Source organism: Actinophytocola sp. (assembly GCF_045807065.1).
Taxonomy (GTDB): Bacteria; Actinomycetota; Actinomycetes; order Mycobacteriales; family Pseudonocardiaceae; genus Actinophytocola.
On record NZ_JBJMIE010000462.1, the window covers coordinates 21,032 to 37,733 of the forward strand.

Genomic DNA, 16,702 nt, shown 5'->3' on the forward strand with positions numbered 1-16,702 from the left:
CGTCCCTACTGCGGGGCGCTGTCGGGTTCCGCGTCGAGGCCGTGCTCGATGGCGTAGCGGGCCAGCTCGACCCGGTTGTGCAGCTGTAGCTTCCGCAACGTCGACTGCACGTGGTTCTCGACGGTCCGGTGCGAGAGCACCAGCCTGGTCGCGATCTGCCGCGCGGTCATGCCCTTGGCGACGAGCCGCAGCACGTCGGTCTCCCGGTCGGTCAGGCGTGGCTGGTCCTTCGGCTCCGGGTCGGCCGCCATCCGCCGGTACTCGCCGAGCACGAGCCCCGCGAGGCCGGGCGTGAACACCGCGTCGCCGGCGGCGGTGCGGGTCACCGCGTCCACCAGGTCCTCCACCGACGCGGACTTCAGCAGGTAGCCGGACGCGCCCGCCTTCACCGCCTCCAGCACGTCCGCGTGCTCGCCCGACGCGGACAGCACCAGCACCCGGGTCTCCGGCAGCTCGCCGGTGATCTGGCCGGTCGCGGTCACGCCGGACTCCGCGCCGAGGTTGAGGTCCATCAGCACCACGTCCGGCCGCACGGTCCGCGCGATCCGCACCGCCGCCGCCGCGTCCGGGGCGGTCGCCTTCACCTCGAAGCCGCGCTCGGTCAGGTCCCGCGCCACCCCGTCCCGCCAGATGGGGTGGTCGTCCACGACCATCACGGAGATCATCTGGCCACCCGAAGTTCCCATTCGACGCCCTCCCCGGGTGCGGTCTCCAGGGTGACGGTCCCGCCGAGCTCCGCGATCCGACCACGCAGGGACTTGGCGATCCCCATCCGCCCTTCCCGCTCGGCCTCGGTGACCCGCTCCGGCGCGATGCCGACGCCGTCGTCACGGACGCTCACCACGATCTCCGAACCGAGGTCCTCGAGCAACACCCAGGCCCGTGCCTCGGCGCCCGCGTGCTTGTCCACGTTGTTGAGCGCCTCCCGCACCGCCGCCGTCAGCTCGGTGGCCACCACGGCCGGCACCAGCACCGAGGTGGCCGGCGCGGACACCGCGACCCGGTCGGTCTCGAGCACCTTCAGCCGCGCCCCGAGGTCCGCCATGCCGGCCTCGCTGGCCGCCGGCGCGCTCGACACCAGCGCCCGCAGCGCGACCTCCTGCTGGCCCGCGAGCTTCGCCAGCTCCGCCGCCTCGCCACCCAGCTCGGCGCCGCGCCTGCGGACCCGGGCGAGCACCTGCAGCACGCTGTCGTGGATGGACCGGGCCAGCCGCTCCCGCTCGGCGGTCGCCGCCTCGACCCGCAGCGCCTCCGCCAACCGCTCGGCGGACCGGCGCAGCGAGGTGGCGGCCAGCCCCAGCACGAACCCGATGCCCACCAGCAGGAACAGGTCGCGGGTCAGGTCGATGTCGAAGTAGCCGCGCACCCCGTAGTTGAACGCGGCGACGACGCCGCCGAAGACCGTGCCGACGACCGCGCCCGCGGACAGTGCCCCGGCCGCGACGACGCCGGTGACCCAGATCGTCGGGATCAGCGGCGTGCCGAGGCCGTGCAGCTGTGCCGGTGTGAGGACCCAGCGCGAGGTCGTCATCACCACGCAGCAGATCGCGAGGTCGACGATGGTGAAAGCGAGCAGGTTCGGCCCGTTCGGGCGCCAGTACCGGTAGGAGACGACCGCGGTCCAGGCGATCATCACGCCGGCGGCGGCGAACGCGAGCTGTGGCCGCTCGTAGGTCGTCCGGTGGGAGTAGATGACCGCCAGCGCGAAGAACAGGGTCACGATCCGCAGGATCACCGCCGCCCGCCAGAACGGGAGCGTCGGGTCCTGCCCCTGTCTCGCGACGATCACGGCTGTTCCCAGGTCGCCTTCGTGTCCTGCTGCCCGCCCTCGTCGGGAATGGTGTCGGCGTCCTGGTGCAGGACGTCGACGTCGCCCGGTTCGGTGTCCTCGTCGTGCATCAGCGACTTGACGCCCGCGTTGAGCACCGCCAGCAGCGGCACCGCGAGCAGGGCGCCGGCGATGCCCGCGGCGATCAACCCGGTCGCGATGGCGAGGACCACGGCCAGCGGGTGCAGCCGCACCGCGCGGCCGAGCAGCCACGGCTGCAGCACGTGGCCCTCCAGCTGCATCACGGCGATCACGATCGCCAGCACGATCAGCGCCTGGATGAACCCGTTGGTGACCAGCGTGATCAACACGGCCACCGTGCCGGCCAGCACCGCGCCGATGATCGGCACGAACGCGGAGAGGAACACCAGCGCGGACAGCGGGATCACCAGCGGCACGCCCACGATCGCCAGCCCGACGCCGATGCCGACGGCGTCGACGAGCGCCACCGCCGCGGTCGCCCGCACATAGCTCACGAGCGCCCCGAACGCGCGCCGGCCGGCGACGTCCACCCGGTTGCGCACGCGCATCGGCACGCCGCGGTTCACGAACCGCCAGATGCCCGCGCCGTCGTACAGGAAGAAGATCAGGATGAAGAAGGTCAGCAGCAGACCAGTCAGGATCTCGCCGATCGTGGTCGCGGTGGTGATCGCGCCCTGGGTGATCGCGGCCTGGTTCTCCTGGATCGAGTCGATGATGTTGCTGAGGAAGTTCGTGATCTGTTCCTGGCGGATGTGCAGCGGTCCGGTCTTGAGCCAGTCCTGGATCTGGTGGAGCGAGTCCGACACCTGCTGCTGCAGTTGGGGCAGACCGTCGATGAACTGGATGATCACGAACGTGAGCAGGCCGCCGACGACCGCGATGCCGGCCACGAGCACCAGGAAGGCCGACAGCCCGCGGGGCACGCCCAACTTCACCAGCCGCTCGACACCGGGCGCCATCAGCGCGGCGAGCAGCAACGCGATCGCGATCGGCACCATGATGTGCGAGAAGTAGCCGGCCAGCCAGATCAGCACGTACAGCGCGGCGATGACCACCATGAAGCGCCACGCGAGCGCGGCGCTCACCCGGAGACCGGTCGGCACGAGCCCGGTCACGTCGGCTGGCGGGTTTCTGTGCCGTCTCGGCGGCCTCGGCGAAATGCTCACGAGAAGAAGGTATCGATGGACTCGGACATTCGGGTGACGAAAAGGCCCACACGCTCGGGTCACTACTTTTCGTGACGTTCGGCAACACACTGTGTTTTTCACACGATCGGGCGGACTGGTCGCTCGTGGCGTGCGAAACGCGGGTCCGGGATGAAATGGTCTCGGTGCACGGCCGGATGGACCGAGGGTGATCGATCGATCGCCCCGCGTCAGGCCCCGGCCCCCGACTCAGTGAGGTTCTGTGGCAAAGGCGAGGAACAACGCCATGCAGACCGCCGCGTTCACGCGGCGCGTGGTCTGCCGTGCGTTGACGGTGCTCGGCGGCGTGGCCGCCGGTACCGCCCTTGCCTGGTGGCTGTCCAGCACGTCCGCCTCCGCCGAGACGGAGCTTCCGGTCGAGGTGCCGGCGGTGGTGCAGGACGTGGCCGCGCCGGTCGTCGAGCCGGTCCGGAACACGGTCGACGCGGTCGCGGACCGGCTGCAGGACCCGCCGGCCCCCTCCAAGGACGCGCTCGGCGACCTCGGCCAGAAGGTGACGGGTGCCGCCGAGCGGTTCCACGCCCCGGCCGAGCTCCCCTCCTGCGACACCTCGGTGTGCCTCGACAACGAGCGGCACATGTACCTGGTCGACGGCTTCGGCCGGTCCGACCTGCCTGGTGTGCCCGCCCTCGCGCCGGCGACCGCCACTGACGTGCCGGCCAGCGCGGTCGACGCGCTCGCGTCGAACACCGCGAAGGACCGCGCGTTCGTCGGCGGCATGAGCCGGCGCGGCTCCCCGGCGTCGGTGCCGGCTCTGCCCACGGAGCCCGGCTTGCCGAACTGGCCCGCGCCCCTGCCGTCCGCCCCGGGCGGCGTCCCCACCACCACTGGTCACGGCTCGGCCGGCAACGCCGGCGACTCGCACCTGTTCGCGGCACTGCCGTGGCAGGACCGCGCAGCCGACGAACTCGTCGCGGGCGGCATCGCCGCCGCGACCGACGCGGCCACCTCCGGCCGTGTGGGCGCCCAGCCGGGCGTCGCACCTGACTGATCTCTGACCGGCGCGTCCGCTGTCAGCCCCTGAGCGGCTGAGCGGGTTCCAGCACCGTGTCGTCACTTCACCACGCGGTGCCGCGCCTCCACGGCGACGTTCGTTCGCCAGCGGCTCTCTCCGCGGGTTCTCCCGCGCCACCGACCCGGGTGGCCGACTGCCCCGACACGTGCGCCCCTTCGTGTCCGGCCACCCGCCAAACCCCCAAAGGGAAATCTCTCTCGAAAGGAGCATCCCAAGATGCAGACCTGGGCAAAGCGAGGTCTACGAACCGCGCTGGTGACCGGTGGTTTGCTGATGCTGGGTACCGGCATCGCTTCTGCCGACGAGGACGTCAACCCCGACAAGCCGGCATCGGCGCTCGACGGAGCGGTGTCCAACCCCATCAACTTCCACAACAGCACCGCCGGCACGCCGCTCGGCGGCCAGGCCGCGCCGAACGTGGAGCGGGGTGCCTCGATCGGCACCTTCGACGTGACCAACGCCGTGCCGGCGAACCAGGTCACCACCGCGCTGCACACCACGGTCGCCACCGTCAGGCAGACAGCGACCGAGCAGGTCGCGCCGGCCGCGGACCTCGCGGTCACCGAGGCGGACAAGGCCGCGGCCGAGCTGGCCGCGCCGGTCATGGGCAAGGTGCGGGCCAAGGCCGCATCGGCCACCCAGGACGCGCGTGACCAGGCTGCCCCGTTCGTGGCCAGCACCAGGTCCGTCGCCGACGGGCTGCCCCCCATGCCCAGCGGCGGCACGCCGCCGTACGTGCCGTCCGGCACCGACGGGATCAGCGTGTCCACGCCCGAAGCGCAGGACGGCCAGCACCCGGGCCTGGGCGACGCCGAGTCCGTCCCGGTCGACCTCTCCAGCAAGGCCGTCGCGCTGGCCGGCAACGCCTCCGCCCAGGGCACCAGCTCGCAGGCGGCTCTGGCGGCCGGTGACACCCTGCCCACCGGCGCTCTCGGCGGGAACGTCGCCGAGCCACAGCCCGCGACGCCCGTCCAGGTCGGCGGGAACGCGGCCGCGGGCGGCGGCAACGTGGTGGCCATGTCCTCGGCCGACACCTTCGGTGAGGCCGGCAGGTTCGTCCTCGCCTCGGGCGAGGACAGCCTCCTCGGCGGCAGCACGCGGCCCGTCTCCGTCGCGGCGCCGGCCAAGGTCGACGGCGACGCGATCACGGCGGTCAGCAGGACGATCGCCAAGGCGGACTCGACCGCGGCCCACATCGAGAACAAGGGCAACCCGCTCGACGGCTTCGGCGGCGCGGGTTCCGCCCTCACCGAGCACAAGGGCCTAGCCGGGTCGATCACCGGCACCGACGCAGGAGGTGACACCACGACCAGCGGTCACGGTGGTGCGGTAGATGCAAACGCGGTGAGCCCGCAGGCCACGCCGCTCGCGAGGAGTCTCGCGGCAGTGGCGTCGGGGGTCAGCGGTCGCAACGCGTCCACGACGAGCAACCAGGCGAACTTCACCCGCGACTCGGGTACCATCTCGGGCAACCTGCTGGACGGCCCGCCCCCCACCGGGGTCGTGCGGAAGGCCGCCGACGCGGTCGGCAGCAAGCCGGCGGCCGTCAGCGCCCCCAGGGACGAGGCCGGCGGCACCGCCGCCACGCGCGGCCCGGTGCCGGGCCTGAACCCGACGCAGGCGGTCGGGCCGGACTTCCTGGTGCACGAGGTGCCGACGGACGTCCTCGCGAAGGCACTCGCCGAGTCGCCGAACCTCCCCGCGACCCGGGCCAGGGCCGAGGAGGAGCCGCAGCTCCACAACCTGCCGGTCGGCGTCATGGAGGCGACGGAGCTGCCGACGCTCATGCCCGTGTCCCGCAGCATGCCGTCCGACTCGGTGTTGGGATCCTTCTCCGGCGTGCTGCCCGCCTTCGGGCGTGAGCTGCCCGAGCTGCCCTTCCAGCAGCCGGTCGACCTGCCCGCGCAGGACTCCCTGCCGGCTCCGGTGGCGGACCCGCAGGTCCTGCCCGAGCCGCCCCGGATCCTCCCCGCGCCGGTCCGCGACAGGTCCGCCCTGACGGACACGGTCCCGCTGGGCAACGTGACCACCCTGCTGGGTGGCGCCGGTCTGCCGGGCAACCTGTTCGGTGGCCAGCGGGACCTGCCGGAGCTGCCGGTGGCGACACCGAACCTCGGCACCACCGTGCCGGGGCTGCCGGGCGGGATCGGCGGCTACGACCGCGACGCCACGGACTTCCCGCTCTCGTTCGTGCCGGGATTCGGACAGCTGAACGACGACACGCGGGACATGCGGGCGGTGCCATCGGACATCACCGCGATCCTGCCGGTCATCCCAGCCGCGCCGGCCGTCCCGGCCGCGCCGGTCAGCTCGAACCCGCCGAAGGTGAGCATGAGCGTGTTCGGGAGGCACCCGCAGGTGGACGCGTCGACGCTGGACTCGACCCGCGCCGCACTGGCGGATCTCTTCGCGACCCACCCGATCGGCTGATCGGGTAACTCGAGAAGGGCCCGGGAGAAGCACCCTTCTCCCGGGCCCTTCCGCGTTCATTCCCAGTTCGTGAGCCAGCGCGGCACCGGCATCCCCATGGCACCCGCCAGCTCCTGGGCGTCGGCCCGCAGCTGAGCCAGCTTGTCCTTCGGGTCGCTGGCACGCATGACCGACTGGACGAGATCCGCGAGCGCGTGCGAGTCGTGCTCCTGCGCGGCGTGCCGAACCGCGGCGGGCACGGCCGAGTCGAAGGAGACGTCGAACCGCGACAACCCCTTCCCCGCCTTGCCGCAGGCCGGGCAACCGCAGTGGGTGACCTCGGTGCCCCGGAGGTCGCTGCCCCGCTGCCAGTGGAGCAACCGCGGCACGAAGACCTGCGGGCTCCGCTTGGGCCGCACCCCGTCCGCACGCCGGGCGACCGGCCCGCCGAGGTGCCGCGTCGAGGTGGACAACCCGATGGCCGCGACTCTCGCCCCGGCCGCGATCGCCGGAATGCCGATGGGACCGGTACGCAGCAGCTCCAACCGCCGGCCGGTCCGGGCGCTCCACCGCAGCAACCGCCGCAGGCCCTGCACCTTGTACGAGGAGTCGACCGGGTCGAACGGCGCCCCGAGCACGAGGGAGACGTCCCGGTCGGCGGCACGCAGCTGCTCGGCGAGCACGCCGCTGTGCCGGGAGCCGAGCCACCCGCCGTCGAGCACCAGCGTCACCGAGACGGGCACGGGATAGTCCCGCTGCAGCTCGGCCTTCAGCTCGTCGACCTGCCCCACCCGCAGCCGCGGGCCGGCCGTCCGGACGACCGCCAGCCCCAGCTCCGCCTGCGCAGTGACCCAGTCGAAGACGGGAAGGTCGAGGTCGAGGCCCAACTGCCCCTCCACCACCGGCGCCTTGGTCCTGCCGCGAGCCAGGTACACGGCCGGATCGAGGTCGACCCCACGCAGCTCCCCGATCCTGGCCAGCCGTGCGGCGACGCCCAACCCGTGCAGCCCCTGGAGCGTCACACCCCCGAACCGCTCCCGGTTGGCGATGACCTCGTCGGCCTTGCACCGTCCGAGGTACACCTGCACGCGCCCGAGCGAGGCACGCCGATCAACCATGCCCACCACGGTAGGCGATGGGCCGGCCCACGTGCTTCAACCCCGCCCACACAAGCGGCACGACCGCGGGACCGTCCGGCGCCGGACACCGCTGGCCCGCGGGTAGGCGCCCGCCCGACGAGTACCTGTAGGGTCTCTCCGCGCACGAATGTTGATCTTTGTCGACCTGGGCTTTCTCCGGTTGTCTCACACGGATGTCATGGAGATCGATCTCAAAACCATTGCGTCTCTTCGCCGAAGCCCGACACTCGGCGATTCTGATCACTGTCCGTTAGGTGTGAAGGTGTAGGTCAAGGTCCGGCGATTCAGGTCGGCATGAACGGTCCCCCCGCGGTTGGCAGTGAGTTCCACGAACGCGCGATAGCCGGCGAGGATCGCGTACTCCCAGTCCTGGGCGGTGCGTCGGGACACCTCAAGATGGGCGGTCATCGCCTGGCATGCCTTGATGATCTGCGAGGGGACGCTAGTGTTCGTGCGGAAATAGCTGCGATCGCGGGCTGCAGCGAACACATAGGCGCTGAGGCCTTCCTCGACGGCGATGGCCCTGCCGCCGTCCTGGATGCGGTCGGTGTCACGGTCAGTGCCGCGCTTCACCCAGAGCAGGCTGCGCATCACCGGTGACCAGCCCAGGACAGCCATGTGGCTCAGGTGGAAACATCGTGATAGCGGTAGTCATCGTTGTCGTCGCTGTTGTCATCCAAAGGGTCACCGACGGCTTCGGCTCCTCGGAAGATGGATACCGACGGCACGGGCTTTGCCCCCCGGTCGTGCGCCAGGGTTTCGGTGAGGGTGATGTCCAGGCTGCGGGCAGTTGTTCGCTGGGGTCAGCGTCGTCGTCGAACCGCGCCAGCTCCAGCCGGGACTCGTAGATCACCAGATCGCGCTCGGTCGCCGACCAGAAGCTACCCGAGTAGTGCCGCTGCCCCCCCCGGTGCCAGCGGAAAGTTCGCCACGGCGATGCCGACACCACCGCGCCCAGGTCGGCCAACGCCTGCGGCTCGGTCATCTCTGGCTCGCCCTCCGATACCTTGCCAGCACTGAGTTCACGCACCGGTAGCTGACAGTCATCGACGTCGGGATGTCTACGGCAGCAGCCATCACTGCTCCCTCCCACCGACACGGCCACAGGCAGCCATCGGGCGGGGGCACCTTTCCACCGACCCCGCACACCAGAACCGAGCTATGCCGGTGTGGCGGGGACAACCACCCGGACAGCCCACAGAAGATGCACCATACGGCGGCCTAGCAATTAGCTGGATCCGGTTCGGGCGCTGCGACTTTCGATTAAGGCGACGTCACCCCAGCAGACGCTGTGATAGACGCTGCATCCTGCTCGGCGTGGTCTGTCACGGCAACCGCGAGCTGGCGGCCGGCTGCCTCGTAGGCGGCGCCGATGGCCCGGGAGTCTCGCATCAATGCTGTGAGGTGGCCGATCATTTCCTCGCCGTTGACGCCGTGGCGAGGTACTTCAGTTCCCATATCGCCGAAGTACCCACGCTCGCTTGTGGGCAGGTTGGTGAGGCCGCCCAGGTCGCCGAGCCCTGACTGAAGCTTGCCGACCAACTCAGCGAGCTCGTTGCCGAACGTCGTCCAGGCCGTTGCCTCCTGGGCCGCCACGTCGACACCCTTCATCATCTGTTCGCGACGGGCGTCGGCCTCGCCGGCGGAGTCGGACTTGCCAGTGGTGATGGCGCCATCGAAGACGTAGCCAGAGGGAGTTGGAACAGGCATTGGATTCTCCTTCGAGTCTCATAGTCACTTCAGTTATGAAGTACAGATGAAGCCAGCACTGAGAAATGAAGTCGAATGTGAGGCCCGACGAGTACCGAGCGTCAGGACTGGGCGAGGTCGGTGAACCGGCTGTAGTGCAGCTGGTGTGCGACGGTGATCGTGGCGGTCGGACCCGCGCGGTGCTTGGCCAGGATCAGGTCCGCCTCGCCGGCCCGGGGGTCGTCCCGCTCGAACGCATCCGGACGGTTGATCAGGATCACCATGTCGGCGTCCTGCTCGAGGGAGTTGTGGACGTGTATCCCGTTCGCCACGAAGTTGTGCGTGCCGGGCACCGTGGCGTCGTAGACGGGCTGCTCGCCGAGCGAGGTGATCTCGACGACCTCATCCCAGAACACGTCGTTCGTGGCCAGCATCTCCAGGTCGGAGTCCTTGAGAATCGTCGCCACACGCGCGACCCGGGAACGGCTGGGTGAGTGCTTCCACATCGTGGAGCCGCAGAACCGCGAACCCATGGCCGCGGCGAAATCGCGATGCGTGATCTGCTTCGCGGCCAGTGCCGAACGGACCTGGGTCCACACCTGCCGGGGGACCGTGTCGACGTTGGTGTTGCCGAGCACGTCACTGAGCTTCTCGGCGACCGTGCGCGCGGCACGCCCTCGCTCGCCGTGCACCCCGACATCCTTCAGGAACTGAAGCTGGTTCTCCGCGCCGCAGATGTGAAGGTGCCAGCAGTCCGGGTGTCCCGCTTCGGGCGCCCACCTGATTCGGCTCAGCACGCCTACCCTGAGCAACAGCTGTGCGAGCCCGTCCAGGAGGGGCCGGCTCGTGGACGCGTAGTGGATCCTCGCCTGCCGGGCCATGTCGTCCCAGCGAACCGAGCCGCCGGTCGCCCAGAGATGGCGGACGAACTGCGCGACCTGCTCGTTGGGGAGCTGGAAGACGCGGTCCGGGATGGGCTTCTCAGAGCCGCGCGGACCGCGTTCGCTTTCCTCGTCCGTGCCGGCGTAGCTGATGGGCTGCCTCGCCACGAGCGAACCGTCGCCGATCAGGTGTGCCAGCAGGACGAGTTCCGCCTCGGGCATCGACTTCGCCTCGGTCGGCTGGGGTACCTGGCGTGGCACGGCAAGCCGATCGCCCACGGCGAGTTCACCGAGCGGCACCCAACCGTCGACGGTGAGGAACGGATGGTTCGCGGTGGCTTCCAGCTCCCGGCCGGAAGCCAGCCGGAGGCTGAAGACCTCCTTGACACCGCTGGGGAACACCTTGGCGACGGGACGTGCGACCATCCTGAGCCGTTCGTCGAGCGACCACACGGCAGGAAGCTCGCCCGACTCCAGCAGTTCCCCGAATGTGACCTCGGTGCCGGTGTCGGCCCGCAGGACCCTGGTGCCGCGGGTCAGGCAACCCGATTCGCGCAGGTCGGACAGCATTGGGCGCTTGTCGGTGCGTTGTTCCGGGCCGCGGTTCAGCTGGCTGATCGCGACCACCGGCACCTCGAGCTCCTTGGCCAGCAGCTTGAGCTGCCGGGAGAACTCCGAGACCTCCTGCTGGCGGGACTCCACGCGCTTGCCGGACGTCATCAGCTGCATGTAGTCGACGACGACGAGCTTCAGGTCGTGCCGTTGCTTGAGTCGCCTGGCCTTCGCCCGGATCTCCATCATGGTCATGTTCGGCGAGTCGTCCACGAACAGCGGCGCCTCGCTGACCTCGCTCATCCGGCGGGCCAGCCTGGTCCAGTCGTCGTCGGTCATGCGACCGCCGCGCATGTCCTGCAGCCGGATCTTCGCCTCGGCGGACAGCATGCGCATGACGATCTCGGTGCGGCTCATCTCCAGCGAGAAGATGACGCTGGTCATGCGGTGCGCGATCGAGCAGGACCTGGCGAAGTCCAGACCCAGGGTCGAGTTGTGCGTCGGCACCATCGCGCGGCCGGCCAGGTACAGGTGATCCGCGGTGTCGACCTCGACGCAGCGCACCGGGACGCTGGGCACCGGCCGCACGTCGACCACCTCGCGCGAGGCGGTGGTGAAGGCGAGTGTGCCCGTACCCGTGACCGTGGCGCGGTAGCCGAGGCTCACGAGAAGCTCGTACGCGTCCTCGACCAGTGCAGGGGGCAGCCGCAGCTCACCGGTGGGTGGGACCGTTCCGTCGGTGTCCAGCAGGCCCGCGAGCAGCTCCAACCGCTGGGCGGCGGACGCCCGCAGGTACTCGGTGGGGATCCGCTCGTCGTGCTGTCCGGCGAGCCAGACGCCGAGTTTGTACGGTGGGACCGCCAACTCGCGCGCCGGCAGGTCCAGCGGCCTGGTGTTGACCACCGAGTGGACGACGTCGCGGGCGGCGAGCTGGCCGGTGGTGTGCACGGCCGGGCGCTCGCCCGGCGCCTCGGTCAGCCACTGGTGCTCCGCGTCCGCGACGATGACCGTGCCGTCGGCGAACTCCACCGCGTGGCAGGGGCGGTCGCGCAGGACGTCGGTGGCCGCGACCACGCGGGTCGGCCGGCCGTCGGCGCCGAGCAGGTGATCGCCGACCTCGACGGCGCCCATCGTGGTCCAGCCGGTCGGCGTCGGCAGTGGGGTGTCCAGTGCCAGCGCCTTGCCGATGCCGGGGCGGGCCGCGACGATGATCATCTGACCGGGGTGCAGGCCGTTGGTGACGGCCTCCAGGTCGGCGAAGCCGGTCGGGACGCCCAGTGAGGTGCCGCCGCGGGACGCGATCGCGTCGATCTCGTCCATGGTCGGCTGGAGCAGCTCCTCCAGCGCGACGTAGTCCTCGGTCATCCGGCGCTCGGTGACCTCGTAGATCGACGACTGCGCGCGGTCGACGACCTCGTTGATGTCCGCGCCCTCGGCGCCCGAGTAGCCCAGCTGCACGATGCGGGTGCCGGCCTCCACGAGCCGGCGGAGCGTCGCCTTCTCCGCGACGATCTCGGCGTAGTAGCTGGCGTTGGCGGCCGTGGGCACGGTCGCGATCAGCGTGTGCAGGTACGGGGCGCCACCCACGCGGCGCAGCTCGCCGCGGCGTTCCAGCTCCGCCGCCACGGTCACGGCGTCCGCGGGTTCGCCACGGCTGTACAGGTCGAGGACGCAGTCGTACACCAGCTGGTGCGCCGGTCGGTAGAAGTCGCCGGGCCGCAGCACCTCGACCACGTCGGCGATCGCGTCCTTCGACAGCATCATCCCGCCGAGGACGCTCTGCTCCGCCGTGAGGTCCTGCGGTGGCTGCCGGTCGAACCCGTTGCCGCCCTCCATCGGCCCTGGCGCGGACGCTCGGTCATCGGTCAGAGCCACCGACAAGCCCCCTCATATCCCGAACAGATGTTCGAACACCAACGATAAGCACCAGCGACGGCATCGGCAAGGCGCTCGACGGGCGCGCACACAGAGCGAGCGGCCAAGCGGAACTTAGATTGCCTCGGCCGCGCCCGCAAACACCGCGGTGGACAGACCTGTGGACAGCTCGCGACAATGAATCACAGTGCGTCGGAACGCCTGTGGATAACTTGGGGACAGGTCGCGCTGTCGCCAAAGAAACCCCAGTTCAGGGGCTGTGTACAAGGTGTGGAAAAACTCGGTCGGCGTGTCGGCTCGAAATGCCTCTTCGGCGTGTCGCCACAGGCCGTCGCGAGAAGACCCGTCAGCCCCGGCCGGGCCGATTACCCGACGCGGGGCTGACGTGCGAAATGGTTACTCTCCGTCGATCAGCTCGCGGTGACGTCGAGCTTGAACGAGACGGTGACATCCGGGTGCAGCCGGACGTTGACGTCGTGCTTGCCGACGGTCTTGATGTGACCGGACAGCTCCACGGACCGCTTGTCCAGCACCGGCCCGCCGGCGGCCTTGACGGCCGACACGACGTCGGTCGTCGTGACCGAGCCGAACAGCTTGCCGGAGCCGGCGGCGGCCTTGGCCTTCAGCTTCACCGGGGCGATCTTCTCGATCGCCTGCTTGACCTCGTTCGCGTGGTCGAGGCCACGGATGGCCCGGGCCTGTTGCGCGCGACGGATGGTCTGCACCTGCTTCTCGGCGCCCTTGGAGGCGACGATCGCGAACTTGTGGGGCAGCAGGTAGTTGCGCCCGTAGCCGTCCTTGACCTCGACGATGTCGCCCGGCCCACCGAGGCCGTCCACATCAGTGGTGAGGATGAGTTTCATGGCAGCGGACTCCTTGATCAGCGCGCGGTCGAGGTGTACGGCAGCAGCGCCATCTCCCGCGCGTTCTTCACCGCGATGGCGACGTCACGCTGGTGCTGGCTGCAGTTGCCGGTGACCCGGCGGGCACGGATCTTGCCGCGGTCGGAGATGTACTTCCGCAGCAGCGTGGTGTCCTTGTAGTCGATGTTCTGCAGGTCGGTCTTGCCCTTCTTCTCCGCCTTGCAGAACACGCAAACCTTCTTCTTGGGCTTGCGAATAGGTGGCTTGGCCACTGGTCTTACTCCTCAGTCAAATCCCGAAGCTGGTGTCTTTAGAAGGGCGGTTCGTCGGAGAACCCGCCGCCGGAACCGGCCGGCGGGGCCGAGCCCCACGGGTCGTCGGCCGGGGCGCCGCCGCCGTAGCCACCACCACCGCCGCCGCCGCCGCCTCCACCGCTACCGCGCGCCACCTTGTTGATCTTCGCGGTGGCGTACCGCAGCGAGGGGCCGATCTCGTCGACCTCGAGCTCGACAACCGTGCGCTTCTCGCCCTCACGGGTCTCGAAGGACCGCTGCTTGAGCCGACCGCTGACGATCACGCGCGCGCCGCGGGTGAGCGACTCGGCCACGTTCTCCGCGGCCTGCCGCCAGATGTTGCACCGCAGGAAGAGGGCCTCCCCGTCCTTCCACTCGCCGGTCGCCCGGTCGAGGGTGCGCGGTGTCGACGCGATGGTGAAGTTGGCGACCGCGGCACCGGACTGCGTGAACCGCAGCTCAGGGTCGGCGGTCAGGTTGCCGATGACGGTGATGACCGTATCGCCGGCCATGTTGTACCTCCAGGTGTCAGGCCCCTGCGGAGTCGCGCCGCAGGACCTTAGTCCGCAGCACCGACTCCTGGAGCCCCAGCTGACGGTCGAGTTCCTTGACCGCATCTGGCTCGGAGTTCACATCGAGCACGGCGTAGATGCCCTCGGTGTGCTTCTTGATCTCGAACGAGAGGCGGCGCTTGCCCCAAACCTCAACCTTCTCGACGTTCCCGCCCGAGGTGCGGATGACGTTGAGGAAGTTGTCCAGCGTCGGCTGAACCGTGCGCTCGTCGAGAGTGGGATCGAGGATGACCATAACCTCGTAATGACGCATGAAGACCACTCACCTCCTGTGGACTCTGCGGCCACGGACTCTCCGTGGCAGGAGGGGTCTTGCTCCGAAGAGACTACAGGGCGGCCTGGGGAGCCCTGCGCAGCACCCAGGTGCGGACGAGCGCGGCGGTCACGCCGGACAGCACCAGCACCGCCAGCAGCACCGGGAACTCGACGCGCTGGTTCTTCGGCGGGCTCAGCGCCTCCGCCTGGCCTGCGACCGAGACGCCGTCGTCGGCCGACGTGTCGCCGACGGTGCCGAACTCCGGCGAGTACCCGGGCACGCCGCCGCCGTACCGGACGCCGGGCGACGGCGCCCACAGGCCCGGCCGGGCGAACGGGATGTTCGAGTAGTCGGCCATCGGCGAGCGGCCGTAGTCCCACAGGCCCGGCTGGTAGAGGTAGAGGCCGAGGTCGTTCAGGCCGCCGATGACCGGCTGGTTGGGTGCGGGCGTCGCACCGCCACCGCCGCCACCGCCGCCGGTGCTGCCACCGGGCGTGGTGCCCGGCTTCGAGCCGGGGTTGCCGCCCTTGCCGGGGGTGCCGGCGGGCAAGCCGGGGAGGACCTGGCCGACCGCCGCCTCCGAGGCGTCCGCGACGGCCGCGGCGCCGTCCTGCACGGGTGCGGCCGCCGCGTTCACACTGCTGACGCTGACCCCGCACAGCCCGGTGAGCTGCTGCTGCACGCCGGAGACGACCGCCGCGAGGATCGGGCCGAGCAGGGGGATCTTCTGCAGCTGCGCGGTCACCGCGTTGGCGATGGTGCCGCCGGTGATGTACCCGCTGCCGTTGGGGATCGCGCCGATCGGGATGGGCGGCAGCGCGGCGAACGCCTGGTTGGCCTGCGCCGCGAGGGGCGGACCGAGGATGGGCACCGCGCGCACGATGTCGGTCACGATCCTGAGCACGGCGGCCGGCGCGAGGGAGACCGGCTGGCCGGGAGCGCCCTGGACGCTGGTGGCGCAGCTGCCGACGACGATCGGCTCGGCGGCCGTCGCGGTGCCGCTGCCGGCCAGGAGGGTCGCCAGCGAGGTGGCGAAGACGAGCGCGATCGCGGACACGGCACTCTTCACACGACGGCGCATCTTCCCTCCTCGATACCCGTGGGTAACACCTGTTCAACGACGTTAACCCGCGGCGGTGACGATGACCAGGTCAATTCGTCACCGGGAAGGCGTGGGTTCGGCCATCCGGCCCAACGGGCGGGACCTTCATCCCGCTGTCGGTGCGGCCGACTACGCTCGCGGGCCATGAGCATCGGCGCCCACATCCACAGCGACGACCCACTCGGCGCCGCGCGGGAGCGGAACGCGGACGTCGTGCAGTTCTTCCTCGGCGACCCCCAGAGCTGGAAGGCGCAGCCGCCGCACCCGCAGGCAGACGCGCTGCGCGAGGCCGGCATCGACGTGTTCGTGCACTCGCCGTACCCGGTGAACATAGCCTCGACGAACAACCGCATCCGCATCCCCTCCCGCAAGACCGTCACGCAGTACGCGGAGTCCGCGGCCAAGACGGGCGCGAAGGGCCTGATCGTGCACGGCGGCCACGTCACGCAGGGCGAGGACCCGGCGGCCGGCCTCGTGAACTGGCGCAAGTTCTTCGAGCGGCAGGCGGAGGCCGGCGGCTTCCCGCTGCCGATCCTGATCGAGAACACCGCGGGCGGCGAGAACGCCATGGCCCGCCGGTTCGACATGCTGGCCCGCCTGTGGGACGAGGTCGGCGAGTTCGGCGCCGGTTTCTGCCTGGACACCTGCCACGCCTTCGCGGCCGGCGAGGACCTGGTGGGCATCGTCGAGCGGGTCAGAGCCATCACCGGCCGCATCGACCTCGTCCACCTGAACAGCTCGCGGGACGAGTTCGGCTCGTCGCGGGACCGGCACGCCAACATCGCGACTGGCATGATCGATGCCGAACAGCTCGCCGCCGTTGTCGCCCAGGCCGCCGCGCCCGTGGTGGTGGAGACACCGGCGGAGGGACAGGCCGACGACATCGCGTTCCTGCGTGAGGCCACGGGGCGGTGAGCATCGTGCCGGCCGGCCGGGCGTCGGCGCAGGGGGCGGCACCCGAGTCGCAACCGAGGTCAGGAGAGGACGTGCCCGATGAGGTGGGCGCGCCGGCGGGCGGGAAGACCGACGCCGGCGGGTCGA

The 16,702-nt window shown here is 70.3% G+C and carries 14 protein-coding genes and 1 pseudogene; 3 read left to right on the top strand and 12 right to left on the bottom strand.

The window, feature by feature from the left end; translation table 11 throughout:
* Positions 1 to 5: 5 nt before the first annotated feature.
* Genes ACJ73U_RS27135 through ACJ73U_RS27145 form a run of 3 tightly spaced genes read right to left on the bottom strand, consistent with a single transcriptional unit; the run spans position 6 to position 2,976 of the window.
* Positions 6 to 665, bottom strand: a complete 660-nt coding sequence (locus ACJ73U_RS27135) for a response regulator (RefSeq protein ID WP_407780547.1) — start codon at positions 663 to 665, stop codon at positions 6 to 8.
* Complete coding sequence (gene macS, locus ACJ73U_RS27140) at positions 662 to 1,789, bottom strand: MacS family sensor histidine kinase (protein ID WP_407780548.1); 1,128 nt, start codon at positions 1,787 to 1,789, stop codon at positions 662 to 664. Before macS ends, ACJ73U_RS27135 begins: the two co-directional genes overlap by 4 nt.
* Positions 1,786 to 2,976 carry an AI-2E family transporter gene (locus ACJ73U_RS27145; protein ID WP_407780549.1) on the bottom strand — a complete coding sequence of 397 codons (1,191 nt, stop codon included), beginning with the start codon at positions 2,974 to 2,976 and terminating at the stop codon, positions 1,786 to 1,788. The genes macS and ACJ73U_RS27145 overlap by 4 nt, the downstream gene beginning before the upstream one ends.
* Before the next feature lie 241 nt (positions 2,977 to 3,217).
* Here ACJ73U_RS27145 and ACJ73U_RS27150 point away from each other — a divergent pair, with 241 nt between their 5' ends.
* A complete protein-coding gene (locus ACJ73U_RS27150) occupies positions 3,218 to 4,006 on the top strand; it encodes a hypothetical protein (RefSeq protein ID WP_407780550.1) in 789 nt (262 codons plus the stop codon).
* Between the two features lie 240 nt (positions 4,007 to 4,246).
* Positions 4,247 to 6,460, top strand: coding sequence for a hypothetical protein (locus tag ACJ73U_RS27155; RefSeq protein ID WP_407780551.1), 2,214 nt, complete (start codon positions 4,247 to 4,249; stop codon positions 6,458 to 6,460).
* Positions 6,461 to 6,516: 56 nt separating this feature from the next.
* Here ACJ73U_RS27155 and ACJ73U_RS27160 read toward each other — a convergent pair whose 3' ends face one another.
* The 9 genes and pseudogenes from ACJ73U_RS27160 to ACJ73U_RS27200 all read right to left on the bottom strand — a co-directional run bounded on the left by ACJ73U_RS27160 (position 6,517) and on the right by ACJ73U_RS27200 (position 15,640).
* On the bottom strand, positions 6,517 to 7,557 hold the full coding sequence (locus ACJ73U_RS27160; RefSeq protein ID WP_407780552.1) for a hypothetical protein: 1,041 nt from the start codon (positions 7,555 to 7,557) through the stop codon (positions 6,517 to 6,519).
* A gap of 261 nt (positions 7,558 to 7,818) precedes the next feature.
* Positions 7,819 to 8,306: pseudogene (locus ACJ73U_RS27165) on the bottom strand (hypothetical protein).
* Positions 8,307 to 8,841: 535 nt separating this feature from the next.
* A complete protein-coding gene (locus ACJ73U_RS27170) occupies positions 8,842 to 9,288 on the bottom strand; it encodes a hypothetical protein (protein WP_407780553.1) in 447 nt (148 codons plus the stop codon).
* 101 nt (positions 9,289 to 9,389) lie between these two features.
* The gene (gene dnaB / locus ACJ73U_RS27175) at positions 9,390 to 12,536 is read right to left on the bottom strand and encodes a replicative DNA helicase (protein WP_407780561.1); all 3,147 of its coding nucleotides are present in this window, start codon (positions 12,534 to 12,536) and stop codon (positions 9,390 to 9,392) included.
* 449 nt (positions 12,537 to 12,985) lie between these two features.
* Positions 12,986 to 13,438 carry a 50S ribosomal protein L9 gene (rplI, locus tag ACJ73U_RS27180; protein ID WP_407780554.1) on the bottom strand — a complete coding sequence of 151 codons (453 nt, stop codon included), beginning with the start codon at positions 13,436 to 13,438 and terminating at the stop codon, positions 12,986 to 12,988.
* A 17-nt stretch (positions 13,439 to 13,455) separates the two neighbouring features.
* On the bottom strand, positions 13,456 to 13,710 hold the full coding sequence (gene rpsR, locus ACJ73U_RS27185) for a 30S ribosomal protein S18 (protein ID WP_407780555.1): 255 nt from the start codon (positions 13,708 to 13,710) through the stop codon (positions 13,456 to 13,458).
* A 38-nt stretch (positions 13,711 to 13,748) separates the two neighbouring features.
* Positions 13,749 to 14,243 (bottom strand): single-stranded DNA-binding protein, encoded by a 495-nt coding sequence (locus ACJ73U_RS27190; protein WP_407780556.1) that lies wholly within the window; start codon positions 14,241 to 14,243, stop codon positions 13,749 to 13,751.
* Between the two features lie 16 nt (positions 14,244 to 14,259).
* A complete protein-coding gene (gene rpsF / locus ACJ73U_RS27195; protein ID WP_407780557.1) occupies positions 14,260 to 14,556 on the bottom strand; it encodes a 30S ribosomal protein S6 in 297 nt (98 codons plus the stop codon).
* Between the two features lie 73 nt (positions 14,557 to 14,629).
* A complete protein-coding gene (locus tag ACJ73U_RS27200) occupies positions 14,630 to 15,640 on the bottom strand; it encodes a hypothetical protein (RefSeq protein ID WP_407780558.1) in 1,011 nt (336 codons plus the stop codon).
* 165 nt (positions 15,641 to 15,805) lie between these two features.
* Between ACJ73U_RS27200 and ACJ73U_RS27205 the strand changes: the two genes are divergently transcribed.
* Positions 15,806 to 16,576, top strand: a complete 771-nt coding sequence (locus ACJ73U_RS27205; protein ID WP_407780559.1) for a deoxyribonuclease IV — start codon at positions 15,806 to 15,808, stop codon at positions 16,574 to 16,576.
* Positions 16,577 to 16,702: the final 126 nt, after the last annotated feature.

Bases quoted from the DNA above. Each gene is read 5' to 3' on its own strand.
- ACJ73U_RS27135 (WP_407780547.1), bottom strand. From the start codon at position 665: ATGATCTCCGTGATGGTCGTGGACGACCACCCCATCTGGCGGGACGGG.
- ACJ73U_RS27155 (WP_407780551.1), top strand. From the start codon at position 4,247: ATGCAGACCTGGGCAAAGCGAGGTCTACGAACCGCGCTGGTGACCGGT.
- ACJ73U_RS27160 (WP_407780552.1), bottom strand. From the start codon at position 7,557: ATGGTTGATCGGCGTGCCTCGCTCGGGCGCGTGCAGGTGTACCTCGGA.
- ACJ73U_RS27170 (WP_407780553.1), bottom strand. From the start codon at position 9,288: ATGCCTGTTCCAACTCCCTCTGGCTACGTCTTCGATGGCGCCATCACC.
- dnaB (WP_407780561.1), bottom strand. From the start codon at position 12,536: ATGGAGGGCGGCAACGGGTTCGACCGGCAGCCACCGCAGGACCTCACG.
- rplI (WP_407780554.1), bottom strand. From the start codon at position 13,438: ATGAAACTCATCCTCACCACTGATGTGGACGGCCTCGGTGGGCCGGGC.
- ACJ73U_RS27190 (WP_407780556.1), bottom strand. From the start codon at position 14,243: ATGGCCGGCGATACGGTCATCACCGTCATCGGCAACCTGACCGCCGAC.
- rpsF (WP_407780557.1), bottom strand. From the start codon at position 14,556: ATGCGTCATTACGAGGTTATGGTCATCCTCGATCCCACTCTCGACGAG.
- ACJ73U_RS27200 (WP_407780558.1), bottom strand. From the start codon at position 15,640: ATGCGCCGTCGTGTGAAGAGTGCCGTGTCCGCGATCGCGCTCGTCTTC.
- ACJ73U_RS27205 (WP_407780559.1), top strand. From the start codon at position 15,806: ATGAGCATCGGCGCCCACATCCACAGCGACGACCCACTCGGCGCCGCG.